The sequence below is a fragment of the uncultured Campylobacter sp. genome (genome assembly GCF_937980635.1).
Lineage (GTDB): Bacteria > Campylobacterota > Campylobacteria > Campylobacterales > Campylobacteraceae > Campylobacter_B.
Map to the genome: position 1 here is coordinate 45,322 of NZ_CALJPG010000034.1, position 15,717 is coordinate 61,038.

Below are 15,717 nucleotides of genomic sequence, written 5' to 3' on the forward strand. Positions count from 1 at the left end.
TTGGAAATTTTATAAATTTAAAAAGTCCATAAATTCTGGAAATTTTAAAATTTTGCAAATTTTAAAACTCCGTAAATTTCGTTTTTATAGGCTCGCCATCTCTTCGGCGCGCGCGAGGAGCTGCTTTGCGCCCTTTTCGATAAAGCCGCGCGCAAGCTCTACGCCTACGCTTTGGTATTGCGATTTTTGCGCGACGATACTTTGGCGGATGCTTTCGCTGCCGTCGGGCAGGCCCACTATCGCGCTGATGTGGATGTTTTCGCCCTCAAGGCGCGCGTTGATGCCGATCGGCACCTGGCAGCCGCCCTCCAAAACCCTAACGAAATCCCGCTCCACGGTCGTTTCAATAATCGCGCGTTCATCTTTTAAAAATTCTATCGCGCGCAGGATTTGCGGCTCGTCCACTGCCTCGATGCCGAGCGCTCCTTGCCCCATCGCAGGGATCATCTGCGAGATTTCAAAGGGCGCTACGTGCTTTACCTCGGCGCGTAAATTTAATCGGTTGATACCCGCCATCGCTAAGATGATCGCGTCGAATTCCCCGTCTTTGAGCTTTCTCAAGCGAGTTTGGACGTTACCGCGCAAGGAGATTATCTCTAAATCAGGTCGCATGCTAAGCAGCTGCATCTTGCGGCGAAGGCTCGTGGTGCCGACTTTTGCGCCGCGGGGTAGCTCGTCAAATTTAGAGTATTTTTCGCTGATCATCGCATCGCGCGCGTCCTCGCGCGCGCAGATCGCTGCTAGCACGAGCCCCTGCGGAAACTCCACGGGCACGTCTTTTAGGCTATGCACGGCGATATGTGCTTCGCCGCGAAGCATGCTCTCTTCAAGCTCTTTCGTAAAAAGCCCCTTGCCGCCGATCTTTGCAAGCGGCGTGTCTAAAATTTTATCGCCTTTGGTTTTCATGCTTTTTAGCTGCGCTTGGATGCCGCTAGCTTCAAGCAGCGATGCGATATGTTTGCTCTGCCATAGCGCAAGCACGCTGCCGCGCGTAGCGATGATCAAATTTTTCATTTTTTCTCTCCTATGCTTTTTCGAATCTCGATTTCATTCTCTTCGATCACCTCAACGTCGATTACGTCGTCGCTTGCGCGGCTGCGTCGCCAGAATTTTTGCTCTCTTTTTTCAGAATTTTCGCTGCTAGCGTTAAATTTAGGCACGTCGCTGGTGACGCAGTAAAACGACGCAGTGATTATGCAAACGCCCAAAATATCGCCGAAAATGCCAGGTGCAATGAGAAAAACGCCGCCTACGACGAAGCCCACGCCGCTTAGAATTTCACGCGGCGAGATTTTCATTAGATTAAAAAAGCCCATCCACGAGCGGTTTGCTACGATGTAACCGCCTAAAATCGCGCTTATGACGATCTCTACCGCATACGCCGCAAATCCGTTTGCGCTTACGAAATAATAGGTCGTAAATGCCTCAATTATCAGATATGGAACGATCAAAAGCCTAAACATATTTTTCCTTGAATTATCGCTTTAAGCCGCGCCTCTTTAAAGACGCTAAAATTTAATCGCGGATTTTAGCAAATTCCGTCTGAATTTTTAATGTATCGCAGCAGCCCCTCGCAGCCACGCTTGATATCTGTGTAGCAGCGCTCAAAATCGCGCGTGTAGTAGGGATCGGCGATTTGTAGGTGTTCGGAGGCGGTTAAATTTGAACCGCCGCTCTTTAAATTTAAGCCGGTTTGTTTTGCTGAGCCTTTGGAATTTTGCGCAGCGCATATTTTCATCATCCACGCAAAGAATTAGATCGTAGCGCTCGTAGTCCGCGGGCGTGACCTGCACGGCGCGATGCGCTACGAGCGGCACCTTTTGCTCTTTTAGCACGCGCTGCGTTTCGTAGTAGGGCGGCGAGCCGATCTCGTCGGCATGCGTCGCCGCAGAATCCACGCTCACGCGCACACTTAGGCCGCTTTGATTAATAAAATTTTGCATCACGGATTGCGCTATCGGCGAGCGGCAGATGTTACCGTGACAGACAAAAAGTAGCCTCACGCGCGCCTACTGCGTGATGATGTCGTAGTTTTTGGGGATTGAAGGCTTAAAGATCGCCTCGTTTACCGGCGCGTTTTTGCGGACGTTACTTAGATTAATGACGACCTTATTGTCCATTTTGTCGGTATAGCTGATCTTGCTCGGCAGATCACCTTTTAGCTCGATTAGATATTTCACGTCGTCGAAGCTTGCCTCATAAACGCCGTTTTTATTGGGTTTTGCGTTCGCCAAGATCGCTGTTAAATTCGGCGTTTCTTTGATATTTGTGATGATAGCCTGCTCGAGTTCGGGCTCGATTACTACGACCTTTGTGAAGCTAAAAAATATATTTTTTATCGTAGGGGTCTTGTAATGCCATACGGCGTGCTCTTTCGTGGCGCTAAAATCGCCGCCGTAGCTGATTTTCGCATCGTCGCTCTGCACGGTTTGCGAAAAATTTGCACTTAGCGTGTTGAATTCTATCCCGCTTGCGAATGCAAAAATGCAGCTTGCCGCTAAAGAAATAAGAGTTTTTTTCATAAATTTTGCCTTTATTTTTGAAAATTTGCGCGTATTATAGCCGTTTTTCTAGGATTTAATTAAATAGAAACTAAAAATATGTTAATATGCGCGGTTAAAATTTAAAACTAAGGTTTGAGATGTTTAAAAAGGTCATCCATGGGATTTTCGGTACTAAAAACGATAGGATCGTCAAACAATACGCCAAGCGCGCAGCGCAGATCAGTGCGCTTGAAGAAAACTACGCGGCAATGGACGATGCGACGCTTAAGGCGGAATTCGAAGCGTTAAGAGCGCAAGTTCGCGCAGGCGAAAAGAGCACGGATGACGTGCTTAACGAAGTGTTTGCTATCGTGCGAGAGGCTGGCAAAAGGGTGCTAAATATGCGTCACTTCGACGTTCAGCTGATAGGCGGTTTGGTGCTAAACGACGGCGCGATTGCCGAGATGAAAACGGGCGAAGGAAAGACCCTCGTAGCGACTTTGGCGGTAGTGCTAAATGCGATGGAGGGCAAGGGCGTTCACGTCGTGACCGTAAACGACTACCTAGCTAAGCGCGATGCCGCGCAAATGGGCGAGCTATATGAATTTTTAGGGCTTAGCACCGGTGTGATCGTAGGCGGCGAATACGACGACGCCAAGCGCAAGGCTGCATACGCGTGCGACATCACCTACGGCACAAACAACGAGTTTGGCTTTGACTATCTGCGCGATAATATGAAATTTAGCGCGGATGAAAAGGTGCAGCGTGGGCATCATTTCGTAATCGTCGATGAAGTTGATAGTATTTTAATCGACGAAGCTAGGACGCCGCTAATCATCTCAGGTCCTACGAACCGCACTCTAGACGGCTACATCAAGGCAAATGAAGTAGCGCGCGCGATGATCCGCGGCGAGGCGCCAGCCGATCCGAAAGGCAAAGCTACGGGTGATTTTACCGTAGATGAGAAAAACCGCGCCGTTTTGATCACGGAGGCAGGAATTTCAAAAGCCGAGAAGCTTTTTGGCGTCGATAACCTCTATAGTCTCGAAAACGCCGTGCTTAGCCACTACCTTGATCAAGCGCTTAAGGCAAATTATCTATTTGAAAAGGACGTGCACTACGTCGTGCGCGACGGGCAGGTCATAATCGTGGATGAATTTACGGGTCGCCTTAGCGAGGGTCGCAGATTCAGCGAAGGCTTGCACCAGGCGCTTGAAGCCAAAGAGGGCGTGCAGATTCAAGAGGAGAGCCAAACTCTTGCCGACATTACCTTTCAAAACTACTTCCGCCTTTACGAGAAGCTCGCCGGTATGACGGGTACGGCACAGACGGAAGCAACGGAATTTTCTCAAATTTACAAACTCGAAGTAGTCTCTATCCCTACGAATGTGCCGGTAATCAGAAAGGATCAAAACGATCTTATCTACAAAACCGAGCGCGAGAAATTTGATGCCGTCATAAATGAGATCAAGCGGCTAAATTCCAAAGGCCAGCCCGTGCTAGTGGGTACGGCGTCGATCGAAAAGAGCGAGAAGCTGCACGGGCTTTTAGTCAAAGAAAACATCGCGCACTCCGTGCTAAACGCCAAAAATCACGAGCGTGAAGCGCAGATCATCAAAGACGCAGGCGTAAAGGGTGCCGTAACGATCGCTACGAATATGGCGGGACGCGGCGTGGATATCCGCATAGACGATGAAGTGCGCGCTTTGGGTGGGCTGTATATTCTAGGTACCGAGCGCCACGAAAGTCGCCGCATCGATAATCAGCTCCGCGGACGAAGCGGACGCCAAGGCGATCCGGGCGAGAGTAGATTTTTCTTAAGCTTGGAGGACAATCTGCTTAGAATTTTTGGCAGCGATAAGATTAAAAATATCATGGATCGCTTGGGTTTGAAAGACGGCGAGCATATCGAATCAGGCATGGTTTCGCGTGCAGTAGAGAACGCGCAGAAAAAGGTCGAGAGTTTGCATTTTGAAGCGCGTAAAAATATCCTAGAATACGACGACGTCGCAAACGAGCAGCGCAAGACGATCTATAAATATCGCAACGAGCTTTTGGACCCCGACTACGATCTGAAAGATAAAATCATTCAAAACCGCGAGGAGTATATCTCTAGCGTGCTCGAGGAGCTTGAAATTTTCGACGGCGCAAATATCAAAGAGGTCGATAAATTCCCGATCGTCGCCAAAATCGCTCAAGAAACGGGCGAGGTGCTCGAAAACAGCGAGCTTGAGAAGGTCGATGATTTTAAGGAGCTAAAGGAAAAAATCATCGGCGCGCTTGCCGTTTCGTATGAAAACAAGATGGCGCCGATCGATCCGCAGCAGCGTAAAAGTATCGAAAAGATGCTTTATCTGCAGATCGTCGATCGCGACTGGCGGGAGCATCTGTATCAGATGGATATCCTAAAAGCGGGCATCGGACTTCGCGGCTACAACCACAAAGACCCGCTTACGGAGTATAAAAAGGAGAGCTACAATCTCTTTATAGAGCTTGTAATGCGCCTCAAATCCGATAGCATCCGCTTGCTGCATTCGATCCAGTTTAAATCTAGGGAAGAGATCGAAGCCGAGCAGCGCGCGATGCAGGAGCGCATGGAGAGCTCAAACGCCAAAGAACTCGCCGCTGCAAGCACGAATGAGGCTCAGCTAAAGGGTCCCGATGAGTTCGGCGACAAAAAGCCTAAGCGAAACGATCCTTGCCCTTGCGGCAGCGGTAAAAAATACAAAGACTGCCACGGCAAGGGCGGTCCGAAAAAAGGCGGCTTTGCGAGGTAGGCGCGGCGCTCGGTCGTAAGTATCGCGCGATCGGCGCTTTTCGACCTTGCTTTGTTTTTGTATTTGGCGGATCGGTCGAGGACGAAAGGCGTCATAAAAATTTTAAAGGGGAGTTTGATCGCGAGGCGGCGCGGACAGAAATTTTAAAAGAGTTGATCGCGAGGCGGTGCGGACGGCGCGCAAAGCTTGCGCGATGAGGCGGAACTTTGGTTTTGAAATTTTAAAATTTCAAAGCGCATTCAATGTTTTGTCGTATATTTTTCATGGCGCTGTTTCGGTGCTCTGTGCGGCAAAAACGTAAGCCAATCAGTGCGTGATACTTAAATTTAGTGCATAGCTAGGATACTGCGCGACATTTGAAATTTTAAATTTATACGATTGCGGACGAGCTTACAAGCGAAATCAGCCTTAAATTTTAAGAATTTCAAAATTCTAAAGAGTTTTAAATTTCTAAAATTTTAAAGTTTCGAGGCATTTGAAATTTTAAAATTTAGAATTCGGGTTTAAAATTTCAAAGTTTTGGTAAAGAGGTCTGTTTGATTTGCCGTATCGGATATCTTGGGGCGAATTTCATTGCGTATAAATAGATTTCGGTGCGATTTTAAATTTTTAAAACTCGCTGCGGTTTGAAACCGGCTAGCAATCAAGCAAAGTGCAAGAAACAATAGAGTAGAATTCTATCCCGTTGGGAGTTAAAGCTCATTTTCCACTATCTTTAAATTTAACTTCAATTTTGTCCCGTTGGGATTTGAAACATTTCAAGAGTATTTAAAATTATAGTTCATACCTAGGTAAAATTCTATTTAGTTAAAACTTAGTATCCCAAGGCGTGGAACCTGTTTTTGGAATTTTAAAATTCCAAAATACTTAAAATTTCACATAGAATTTAACGCTAAATTTTATGTGAAATTTTACAAGGACGGCTTTTTGGTAAAGTATTTATTATTCAAATATCTCAGATTCGATCGCTCTCAGCCCTTCATTACGCTTTCGGCGCTGCTTGCGTTCTTAGGCGTCGGCGTGGGGCTTACGGTGCTCATCGTCGCAATGGCGATAATGAACGGCTTTGATAAAGAATTCGAGCGCAAGCTCTTTACGATGAACTACCCGATCACGATCCACAGCCACTTTCGCGGCGGCATTTCAAAAGACGACGTGGAGGGACTGCGGGCGGACTTCCCCGATCTGATCTTTAGCCCGTATATTAGCTCGCAAGTCATCGCCAAAAGCGGCGAAAAGCTCGAGGGCGGGCTGATTTTCGGCGTAAATTTAAACGACGAAAAGCGCATCAACTCCGTCGTCGTAGCAGGCGCCAGAGACGCCAATCTAACGGACTACGGCATTATGATAGGGCGCGGGATCAAGGACGAGTTTATGCTGGATGAGGGCAGCAAGATCACGATGATCTTTACGAAGAGCGATCCGGGCGGCTTTGCGCTAATCCCCAAGATGAAGCGTTTTGACGTACGCGCGGATTTCAGCTCGGGGTTGATCGCCTACGACAAGGCGTATTCCTACGCAGACGCAAGCGATCTAGCCAAAATTTTGGGCTACGACGAGGGAACATTCGACGGCGTGCATGTTTTTTCAAACGATCCGTTTAAAGATTTGGAGCGCATCAAAAAAAGCCTCCCCGGCGGTGCTAGCGCCGTGGGCTGGTGGCAGCAAAACGGCAATTTTTTCAGCGCCCTTGCGCTTGAAAAGCGCGCGCTTTTCATCGTGCTGATGCTAATAATCCTAGTCGCGAGCCTAAATATCGTAAGCTCGCTTCTGATGACCGTGATGAACCGCCGCCAAGAGATCGCGCTTTTACTTAGCCTGGGAGCTAGTAAAAAGGAGGTTAAAAGGACCTTTTTCGCGCTGGGAGCCACTATCGGCGGCGGCGGCATCATATTCGGGCTCATTTTGGGCTTATTCGGCGTGTGGCTGCTCGGAAGCTTCGACATCGTAAATCTACCGGCCGATGTTTACGGAAGCTCGAAGCTGCCGATGGAGCTCTCGCTAGGCGATTTGGCGATGATTTTAATTGGCGCGGTGCTTATCGTGGCGCTTTCGTCATGGTACCCGGCCAAAAAAGCCACACAGATCGACGTGCTGCAAACACTGCGCAACGAGTAAATTTAAACGCGGCGCTTTAAAATTCGGCGAAATTTTAAAATTCCAAAGCGGCGCGACTGTGTTTGGAGCGGTATTTTTCGGCGCGCAGGCGGAGACTGCGCGATCTTGCACGGCGCGCATCGCATAAAATTGCACTAAATACGATTTGCATCGCCAGAATTTTGATTTTTTCGCGAGATTATAAGCTGCGCGAAGTCTAAATTTTGACGTAATTTGTGTCTTTGGAATTCGCCAAAATTTTAAATTCCAAAGTGGAGCAAATTTTTAGAGCGCTTTTCTAAATTTTGTAAAATTTCAAAACCACTCAAAGATAAAATCATAAAGATTTTGAAAGGATCTATGGTGCAAAAGATCGTTTTATTTCTGTGTGCGGCGCTGTTTATATGCGGCTACTCTAGGAGCGGACCGCAAGATGTCCCAAAGCCAGAGCAAAATAAGGCACCGAGCCACCATTATACAGGCTACTATTACGCATAGCGTATATTGCGCAGCGGGCGGCGATACGGAGCGTTTAACGGCGAGAAAATGGAAACATTGTAGTTCTTGCTCAAACAAGGCTTCAATTCAGCAATACAGCCTTAGCAGCGTTTCAGCTTGAATGTAGCGGCGCCAAGGCGTGTCCATCCGTCTATAATGACGATAAAATTTAAGGCTTATTTGAGCAGGCATAAATTCAGGACGAAATTCTTTTTTAAATTCTTTCAAATTCCCATAAAATCCCGCTGAATAAATCTAAATTTTATAAATTTTAGGGTAACATTCCCTATTTCTCAAAAAGGCTTTAAATGACTTTAATCGACGGCAAAAGCATAAGCGCGAAGGTAAAAGAGGAGATCAAATCGGTCGCTTCAAACCTTGCCGCAAAGGGCGTAGAGCCCGCGCTCGCAGTGATTTTGGTAGGCGAGGACGCGGCTAGCAAGACCTATGTCGCGAGCAAGGAAAAAGCCTGCGCCGCCTGTGGGATCCGCTCTGTAGCGCACCGCTTGAGCTCCGACGTGAGCGAGGCGGCGCTTTTAGAACTGATAGAAAATTTAAACGAGGACGAAAGTATCGACGGCATCTTGGTGCAGTTGCCGCTTCCAAAGCACATTGATACGAATAAAATTTTAGAAAAAATAAGCCCGCAAAAGGACGTGGACGGATTTAGTGCGATAAACGTAGGCAAGCTTACTAGCGGGCTTTCGGACGGTTTTGTGCCTTGCACTCCGCTTGGCGTGATGCGCCTGCTTGAGGAATACGGCGTGCAGATCGCGGGCAAAAATGCCGTCGTGCTGGGTCGTAGCAACATCGTCGGAAAGCCGATGGCGAGCCTGCTGTTAAATGCCGACGCCACCGTCACTATCGCTCATAGCAAGACGAAAGGTTTAAAGCGGCTTTGCGCAGACGCCGACATTTTGATCGCGGCGGTCGGCAAGGCGCATTTTGTGAGCGCCGATATGGTAAAACAAGGCGCGGTGGTGATCGACGTGGGGATCAATCGCGGCGAGGACGGCAAACTAAGAGGCGACGTCGATTTTGACGCGGTAGCGCCAAAATGCTCGTTCACCACGCCCGTGCCCGGAGGCGTGGGACCGATGACGATTGCGATGCTTTTGAGCAATACGATAAAATCGGCGAAAAATCGCTTAAGACAAAGAGCCTAAATGAAAATACTAAGCAAAATTTACAAATTTTTATCAAGTTGGACGGGGACGGTCATCGTCGTTTTATTCGTCATTCTTTTTGTGGCGCAAGCCTTCGTGATCCCCAGCGGATCGATGCGCACTACGCTTTTAGAGGGCGATTTTTTATTCGTTAAAAAATTTAGCTACGGCATCCCGACCCCGCATATTCCATTTGTAGAGTGGCAGGTAGCTCCTGATAGCGACGGAGATGGACATATCATCCGCGGCGAGGGTCCGAAGCGCGGCGACATCGTGGTTTTCCGCTACCCGCTTAATGAAAAAATGCACTTTGTAAAGCGAAATTTTGCCGTAGGCGGCGACGAGGTGATATTTGATCTGAATAATTTTTACCTTCGTCCGCATGAAGGCGACGAGTTCATTGCCGCAAACTATGATGCTCGCGATATTGTGATTTTAGGTGGCGAAAAATATGTCAAAGAGCCGTATAAATTTAAGGGCATTCACTACGACCCTAATGCTAGAAACTCAATGCTAACAAATGTCAAAATCGCACTTGAGAAGGGTGAGCTTTCTATGAAGCCCATTAGTCTAAGCGAAATTCCTCACAGCTTCGAAGCTGCAGGGATAAGCTTCAATGCCTTTTACATCAAAGTGCCGCAGGATGAGTATTTTATGATAGGCGATAATCGAAATAATTCCGCCGATAGCCGCTTCTGGGGTCCGGTACCTTATCGTCTGATCGTCGGCAAGCCGTGGTTTACATATTTTAGTATCGATGCCGATCGCAAGATCCGCTGGGAGCGAATCGGGCGTTTCGTCGATACCTTGCAAAACGACGAGAGTCTAATCTATGAGCAAAAATAAGGAGCGGCAATGCAAATAAGTAAAATTTTCATAGCGAGCGATCATGCGGGCTTTCGCGCCAAAGAGCAAGCCAAAAAAGCGCTCGCCGCTTTAGGTTACGAAGCGGTCGACCTTGGCACGTATAGTGCCGAAGCGAGCGTGGACTATCCCGATTTTGCGGGCACGTTGGCGGATAAAATTTTAGCCGAATGTGAAGCCTGCGCGCGAAGTGGAAATTTTAAAGAAAGTAGCAGCAAAAATTCCGCTGCAGCCGCGGAAAATTCCGAAGCAGGCGGTAACGAAAATTTTGTCGCAAGTATAAACGGCTGTGGAAATTTTAACGACGCTGTGCAATGTAGCGGGAAAAATAAAAATTTTAACGCTGCCAAAAACACTAGTCGTCAAAATTTTAACGCTAGCGAAAGTATGACTATCAGCGTAAACGCAGCCGTAAGCTCTAATGTGAGCAAAGATAAAATTTTAAATTCCACCGACTACGGCATTTACGGTGTTTTGATTTGCGGTACGGGCATCGGTATCAGCATCGCTGCAAACCGCCACGCTCACATCCGCTGCGCGCTGTGTCATGACGCGACGAGCGCTAGACTAGCCAGAGAGCACAACGACGCCAACGTCCTAGCCTTCGGCGAGCGATTAATGGGCGCGCTGGTGATCGAAGATATGATTAGAGCGTTTTTTAGTACCGATTTCGCGGGCGGTAGGCACATTAAGCGCGTCGCAAAGCTAGGTGCTTGCGGCAGTGCGAATTGTGTGCATGGATTTGACGAAGCGAATTCCATGCAGAATTCCGCTCGAAATTTTGCGGAACAAAGCTGTGACGCTAATTTAAATGGGCGGAATTCTAAATCAAGCTTCGCCGGCAAAAGCCCTTCTAGCAAAAATCCTATCGACACGGATTCCGCATTAAATTGTGCACGGAGCTTTAACGATAAAAATTCCTTATTTACCGACAAGAATCCCTTGATAGGCTTTTGCGGTGCACGTCATATAAATTTAGATTCGACGCACTCAAAGATAATCTTTAATGAGAAAAATCCGCTAGATAAAAATTCCACTAGCACAAATTCTACGTTAAATTTTACGCGTGAAAATGTTTGTGAGAAAAATTTTGCTCAAAAAGCTAGCCGCAAAGATTTTGTCGGTTTGAACCCAGCAATTATAAATTTCAAGGCTACAAATTCCGTTTGCATGAGCGTTAAGCCAAAAAGCGTAAATTGCGCCAGTACGGGTTTAACAGATGCGAATTTTGCTATTACGAGCATAAATTTAAAGGGAGCAAATCTTTCTAGTCCGTATTTTAGGAGCATAAATTCTGTCTATTTTAGCGCAACCTCCGCTACTATGCGCTTTGTAAATCAAAATGAAGGAGGCGAGCAATGAGCGTAGTATTAGGCGTTTTAGCGCTATTTTTTGCAGCGCTACTTATCCTTTCGATCCGAAAAAATTCTAAAATTTACGCCTTACTTCGCAAGAGTGAAGAAAGAATTTCAAAGCTTAAAAGCGATAACGAAAAGCTCAAAACTGCCCTTCGCTTCGGCATCGAGGCTCTGCAAAACGAGGAGAGCGAAAACTGCAGCTTAAAAATCCAAAACGCAAGATTGAAAAGAGGTAAGCTATGAAAAGCCTAAGCAGCGAGCAAAAGAGCTATTTATTTCGCTCGATCCGCACCGTGCGTGACTTCCCAAAGCCCGGTATTTTGTTTTACGATATCACGACGCTCGTAGGCGATCGCGAGGCGTTTAATTTCCTGCTTGATCATCTAGCCGAGCGCTACGCCGATTACGGACTTGATTATATAGTAGGCATAGAAAGTCGCGGATTTATTTTTGCAGCGGCACTTGCTGCGAGGTTGAGGGTAGCTTTCGTGCCGATTAGAAAGCCAAAGAAGCTTCCTTATATCACGATTTCACAAAAATACAGCCTTGAATACGGCTTCGATCAGGTCGAAATGCATGTGGATGCATTCTCCGGCGTGCAGGATGCCAAGGTGCTGCTAATCGACGATCTTATCGCCACCGGAGGCACCGCACGGGCGGCATTAGATCTCATCGCGCAGACGCAGGCTAAGTGCGTCGAGGCGTGCTTTTTATTAAATTTGCGCGAGTTAAACGATCTAGGCGAGTTTTCGCGTCGCACAAACGTTTATTGCGTTTTAGAGGCGTGATTTTGGAAGAGCTACTTAAAAATTTATTACAAGAATACCGCCAATACGCCTATATCGTGCTTTTTGTTTGGTGCATTTTAGAAGGCGAAATTGCTCTGATTTTAGGCGGCATAATGGCGCACGAGGGGCACATAAATTTGCCGCTAGGTATCTTTGTCGCGGGGCTTGGGGCATTTTGCGGCGATCAGTTTTATTTTTATATCGGTCGCTACAACAAAAAATATATCAGTAAAAAGCTCGCGGCGCAGCGCCGAAAATTTGCGATTGCGCACCTGCTTTTGCAACGCTACGGCTGGCCGATAATTTTAATGCAGCGCTATATGTATGGCTTTCGCGTCATCATCCCGATGAGTATCGGCATCACTCGCTACAGCGCAAAGAAATTTGCAATTATCAATCTTTTTAGTGCTTGGTGCTGGTCGGGTGTGACGATGGTTTTGGCGTGGTATTTTGGCGAGGAGATCTGGAGCGGGCTGCGGCTAATCGAGCAACACTGGTATTTTGCGATACCTATCATAGGCGGAATTTTATATCTATTTTTTAGGCTATTTAAACGTATGGAAAATCACTTTATGAACTCACGAAAGGAACGAGATGAAAGTAAAACTGCTAGATCGTAAAATTAACGAGATAGAGGCGGATTTTGAAGTTATTTTAGTTGTGGATAAAAATTTAAATCACGAATTTATTAAAGACACGGATAAGTTTGCGCTTTTTAATTACAAAGGCGAGGGCAATCTACTCCTTGCCGAGAGCGGGCGGCTGTACATCGGCGTCAAGGCGCTAGAATATGACCGCGTCCGCACAGCACTTGCAAGCGCATACAACGCGCTTAAGGGCTACGCAATTAAAAATTTTAAAATCGCCTTTTACAAATGCGGCTGCGACCGCAGAAGCACGATGGCGATGGTCGAGGGTGTGCTTTTGGGCGGCTATGAGTTTAATAAATACAAAAGCGAGAAAAAAAGCTCCAGTTTGAATGAAATTTTAATCTCTACGCAGGAGTACGGCGGCGGTAGCCCCGATGTGCAAAAGATGAACTACGGCGTGCAGCAGGGCATCGTGATGGCGAGCGCCGCAAATTTTGCGCGCGATGGCGTCAATGAGATACCTGAAATTTATACGCCTGAAAAGATGGCGAGCGAGGCTGAAATTTTGGCGTCTAACTACGACGACGTGAGCGTTAAAATTTACGACGAGGACTTTTTGCGCGAGCAGAATATGAATGCGTTTTTGGCGGTCAATCGCTCCAGCGCTCATCCGCCGCGCCTCATCCATCTGATCTATAAGCCGCAGCGCTGCCTAAAGCGCGTCGTTTTCGTCGGCAAAGGGCTTACTTACGACAGCGGTGGGCTAAGTCTGAAGCCGAGCGATTATATGCTTACGATGAAAAGCGACAAAAGCGGCGCGCTTGCTGCGATGGGTATCATCAAGGGCGCTGCCGAGCTTGAGCTGCCGTTTGAGATACATGCGGTTATCGGCGCTACTGAAAATATGATCGGCGGCGATTCATATAAACCCGACGACGTGCTGCTTAGCCGCAGCGGCGTAAGCATCGAGGTGCGAAATACCGACGCGGAGGGCAGGCTCGTGCTGGCCGACTGCCTAAGCTACGCGCAGGATCTTGAGCCAGGTCTGCTAATCGATATGGCGACGCTTACCGGCGCTTGCGTCGTGGGCCTAGGCGAATACACGAGCGGCATCATGGGAAACAGCGAGGAGCTAAAGCGTAAATTTAAAGATCTTAGCGGCTGCAGCGGCGAGCTATTTAGCATTTTGGAATTTAACGATTATCTGCGCGAGCTAATTAAAAGCAGTATCGCAGACGTCTCCAACTGCGCTTCCAGCAGATACGGCGGCGCGATAACCGCGGGGCTGTTTTTGGATAAATTTATAAAAGACGAGTATAAAGACAGGTGGCTGCACCTTGATATCGCAGGGCCTGCGTATCTGGAAAAGGCGTGGGGCTATTACGCAGCGGGCGCGACTGGCGCGGGCGTGAGAGCTAGCCTATACTTCTTGCAGGCTCTAGCCAAAGAGTTGAAGGACGCGTAGATGGGGCTTTCAGTAGGGATCGTAGGGCTTCCGAACGTCGGTAAATCCACCACCTTTAACGCACTTAGCGGCGCGCAAAACGCACAGGCACAGAACTATCCGTTCTGCACGATCGAACCCAATAAAGCGGTCGTGCCCGTGCCCGATGCCAGGCTAGGCAAACTTGCGGAGATCGTTAAGCCCGGTCGCATCGTACATTCGACCATCGAGTTCGTCGATATCGCAGGCCTCGTGCGCGGAGCTAGCAAAGGCGAGGGGCTGGGGAATAAATTTCTTTCAAATATCCGCGAGTGCGAGATCATCCTTCATATCGTGCGCTGCTTCGAAAGCGGCGACATAACCCACGTCGAAGGCTGCGTCAATCCTATCCGCGACATCGAGATCATCGAAACCGAGCTTATTTTAGCGGACATCGAGCAGCTTGGACGCAAGATCGAGCGTCTCGGCAAGGAAGCCAAAGCAAATCAAAAGGGCGCTAAAGAGGCGCTAGCCGTGGCAAACGAGCTTTTAGCGCATTTAAATGGTGGCAAGCCCGCTTCAAATTTTGCGCTCAAAGAGGACGAAAGCTACATCGCTTTAAATCGCGAGCTGCGCCTGCTTAGCGCCAAGGACGTAATCTACGGCGCCAATGTTGACGAAGACGGCATCGCGCAGGATAACGAATATGTCGCGCGCGTAAGAGAATACGCAAATGCCCGCGGAGCGGAGGTGATCAAGCTCTGCGCCAAGATTGAAGAGGAGCTCATAGGCTTAAGCGACGAGGAGACGCACGAGATGCTGCAAAGCCTAGGTACTCAACAAAGCGGGCTGGAGCTCATCATTAAACGCTCCTTTGCGAAGCTCAGCCTCATCAGCTACTTTACCGCAGGCGAGATGGAGGTGCGCGCGTGGACGATCACGAAGGGCTGGAAGGCTCCAAAGGCCGCGAGCGTGATTCACAATGACTTTGAGCGCGGATTTATCAGAGCCGAGGTGATCGGATTTGATGATTTTATCGCGTGCGGCGGCGAGAGTAGGGCGAAAGAAGCAGGCAAAATGCGCCTTGAGGGCAAGGACTACGTCGTGCAAGACGGCGACGTGATGCACTTTAGATTTAATGTTTAAAATTTGGTTTTAGGCGCATTGAAATTTGGTCTGCGCTAGCTTTAAAATTTGATAAATTTTGGCTCAAACGCGAGCTTAGCGAAATTTTGATTTTGCGCGTAGCGGCTTTTGGCTGAAATTCGTATCGCTAGAACAAAACGAGACTTGTGCGCTAAAGCCTCGTTAAATTTCGCAGTAAATTTAAGAGGGTTTTGCTTGCGCTAAAATTTTACGCAAGCGAAGCTACACCGCGCTGGATTTGCGCTTAAAACTGCTTAGCAAAATATGTCTAAGAAATACTTCCGAAATAATGCGCCAAAATTTATACGCGGCGAAAACTGCGCGTAAATTTAAAGGGCAAATTTTACTAAAGATCTCAATAGCTCGTATCTGCGCGTGATAGAATTTTAACTCTATATTTAAATTTACGGCTTACAAATTTGACATTCGGCGATTTTTAAATTTTATGATCTTAAATTTAAACACGTTTGTTTAGTGCGCGGTGTGAACCACGCTCGTAAAGCTAACTGTATTAAATTTGCCGCCGA

14 protein-coding genes and 2 pseudogenes are annotated in these 15,717 nt (G+C 47.8%); 12 read left to right on the forward strand and 4 right to left on the reverse strand.

The window, feature by feature from the left end:
• Nucleotides 1–84: 84 nt before the first annotated feature.
• From hemC to lolA, 4 genes are all read right to left on the reverse strand, one after another.
• Complete coding sequence (hemC, locus tag Q0460_RS09460) at nt 85–1,014, reverse strand: hydroxymethylbilane synthase (RefSeq protein WP_299086503.1); 930 nt, start codon at nt 1,012–1,014, stop codon at nt 85–87.
• On the reverse strand, nt 1,011–1,463 hold the full coding sequence (locus Q0460_RS09465) for an FxsA family protein (RefSeq protein WP_299086504.1): 453 nt from the start codon (nt 1,461–1,463) through the stop codon (nt 1,011–1,013). Before Q0460_RS09465 ends, hemC begins: the two co-directional genes overlap by 4 nt.
• Before the next feature lie 141 nt (nt 1,464–1,604).
• Nucleotides 1,605–2,003 carry a hypothetical protein gene (locus Q0460_RS09470; protein ID WP_299086505.1) on the reverse strand — a complete coding sequence of 133 codons (399 nt, stop codon included), beginning with the start codon at nt 2,001–2,003 and terminating at the stop codon, nt 1,605–1,607.
• Between the two features lie 6 nt (nt 2,004–2,009).
• The gene (lolA, locus tag Q0460_RS09475) at nt 2,010–2,522 is read right to left on the reverse strand and encodes a LolA-like outer membrane lipoprotein chaperone (protein ID WP_299086506.1); all 513 of its coding nucleotides are present in this window, start codon (nt 2,520–2,522) and stop codon (nt 2,010–2,012) included.
• 119 nt (nt 2,523–2,641) lie between these two features.
• Between lolA and secA the strand changes: the two genes are divergently transcribed.
• The 12 genes and pseudogenes from secA to ychF all read left to right on the forward strand — a co-directional run bounded on the left by secA (nt 2,642) and on the right by ychF (nt 15,190).
• The gene (secA, locus tag Q0460_RS09480) at nt 2,642–5,260 is read left to right on the forward strand and encodes a preprotein translocase subunit SecA (protein WP_299086507.1); all 2,619 of its coding nucleotides are present in this window, start codon (nt 2,642–2,644) and stop codon (nt 5,258–5,260) included.
• 927 nt (nt 5,261–6,187) lie between these two features.
• On the forward strand, nt 6,188–7,378 hold the full coding sequence (locus Q0460_RS09485) for an ABC transporter permease (RefSeq protein ID WP_299086508.1): 1,191 nt from the start codon (nt 6,188–6,190) through the stop codon (nt 7,376–7,378).
• Between the two features lie 342 nt (nt 7,379–7,720).
• Complete coding sequence (locus tag Q0460_RS09490) at nt 7,721–7,855, forward strand: hypothetical protein (RefSeq protein ID WP_299086509.1); 135 nt, start codon at nt 7,721–7,723, stop codon at nt 7,853–7,855.
• Nucleotides 7,856–8,163: 308 nt separating this feature from the next.
• Entirely contained in the window at nt 8,164–9,021 is an 858-nt protein-coding gene (folD, locus tag Q0460_RS09495; RefSeq protein WP_299086510.1) for a bifunctional methylenetetrahydrofolate dehydrogenase/methenyltetrahydrofolate cyclohydrolase FolD, read from the forward strand.
• On the forward strand, nt 9,022–9,867 hold the full coding sequence (gene lepB / locus Q0460_RS09500; RefSeq protein ID WP_298959106.1) for a signal peptidase I: 846 nt from the start codon (nt 9,022–9,024) through the stop codon (nt 9,865–9,867).
• A 9-nt stretch (nt 9,868–9,876) separates the two neighbouring features.
• Nucleotides 9,877–10,041 (forward strand): annotated as a pseudogene (locus Q0460_RS09505) (RpiB/LacA/LacB family sugar-phosphate isomerase); the annotation flags it as partial.
• A 309-nt stretch (nt 10,042–10,350) separates the two neighbouring features.
• A pseudogene (locus tag Q0460_RS09510) lies at nt 10,351–10,596 on the forward strand (RpiB/LacA/LacB family sugar-phosphate isomerase); the annotation flags it as partial.
• A gap of 647 nt (nt 10,597–11,243) precedes the next feature.
• Complete coding sequence (locus Q0460_RS09515; protein ID WP_005870567.1) at nt 11,244–11,486, forward strand: hypothetical protein; 243 nt, start codon at nt 11,244–11,246, stop codon at nt 11,484–11,486.
• Nucleotides 11,483–12,031, forward strand: coding sequence for an adenine phosphoribosyltransferase (locus tag Q0460_RS09520; protein ID WP_291937052.1), 549 nt, complete (start codon nt 11,483–11,485; stop codon nt 12,029–12,031). The genes Q0460_RS09515 and Q0460_RS09520 overlap by 4 nt, the downstream gene beginning before the upstream one ends.
• Before the next feature lie 2 nt (nt 12,032–12,033).
• Complete coding sequence (locus tag Q0460_RS09525; protein ID WP_299086511.1) at nt 12,034–12,651, forward strand: DedA family protein; 618 nt, start codon at nt 12,034–12,036, stop codon at nt 12,649–12,651.
• Nucleotides 12,626–14,086, forward strand: a complete 1,461-nt coding sequence (locus tag Q0460_RS09530; RefSeq protein ID WP_299086512.1) for a leucyl aminopeptidase — start codon at nt 12,626–12,628, stop codon at nt 14,084–14,086. Before Q0460_RS09525 ends, Q0460_RS09530 begins: the two co-directional genes overlap by 26 nt.
• On the forward strand, nt 14,087–15,190 hold the full coding sequence (gene ychF / locus Q0460_RS09535; protein WP_299086513.1) for a redox-regulated ATPase YchF: 1,104 nt from the start codon (nt 14,087–14,089) through the stop codon (nt 15,188–15,190).
• The last annotated feature ends 527 nt before the right edge of the window (nt 15,191–15,717 follow it).

Coding starts and splice junctions, on each gene's coding strand:
- hemC (WP_299086503.1), bottom strand. CDS start 1,014: ATGAAAAATTTGATCATCGCTACGCGCGGCAGCGTGCTTGCGCTATGG.
- Q0460_RS09465 (WP_299086504.1), bottom strand. CDS start 1,463: ATGTTTAGGCTTTTGATCGTTCCATATCTGATAATTGAGGCATTTACG.
- lolA (WP_299086506.1), bottom strand. CDS start 2,522: ATGAAAAAAACTCTTATTTCTTTAGCGGCAAGCTGCATTTTTGCATTC.
- secA (WP_299086507.1), top strand. CDS start 2,642: ATGTTTAAAAAGGTCATCCATGGGATTTTCGGTACTAAAAACGATAGG.
- folD (WP_299086510.1), top strand. CDS start 8,164: ATGACTTTAATCGACGGCAAAAGCATAAGCGCGAAGGTAAAAGAGGAG.
- lepB (WP_298959106.1), top strand. CDS start 9,022: ATGAAAATACTAAGCAAAATTTACAAATTTTTATCAAGTTGGACGGGG.
- Q0460_RS09515 (WP_005870567.1), top strand. CDS start 11,244: ATGAGCGTAGTATTAGGCGTTTTAGCGCTATTTTTTGCAGCGCTACTT.
- Q0460_RS09520 (WP_291937052.1), top strand. CDS start 11,483: ATGAAAAGCCTAAGCAGCGAGCAAAAGAGCTATTTATTTCGCTCGATC.
- Q0460_RS09530 (WP_299086512.1), top strand. CDS start 12,626: ATGAAAGTAAAACTGCTAGATCGTAAAATTAACGAGATAGAGGCGGAT.
- ychF (WP_299086513.1), top strand. CDS start 14,087: ATGGGGCTTTCAGTAGGGATCGTAGGGCTTCCGAACGTCGGTAAATCC.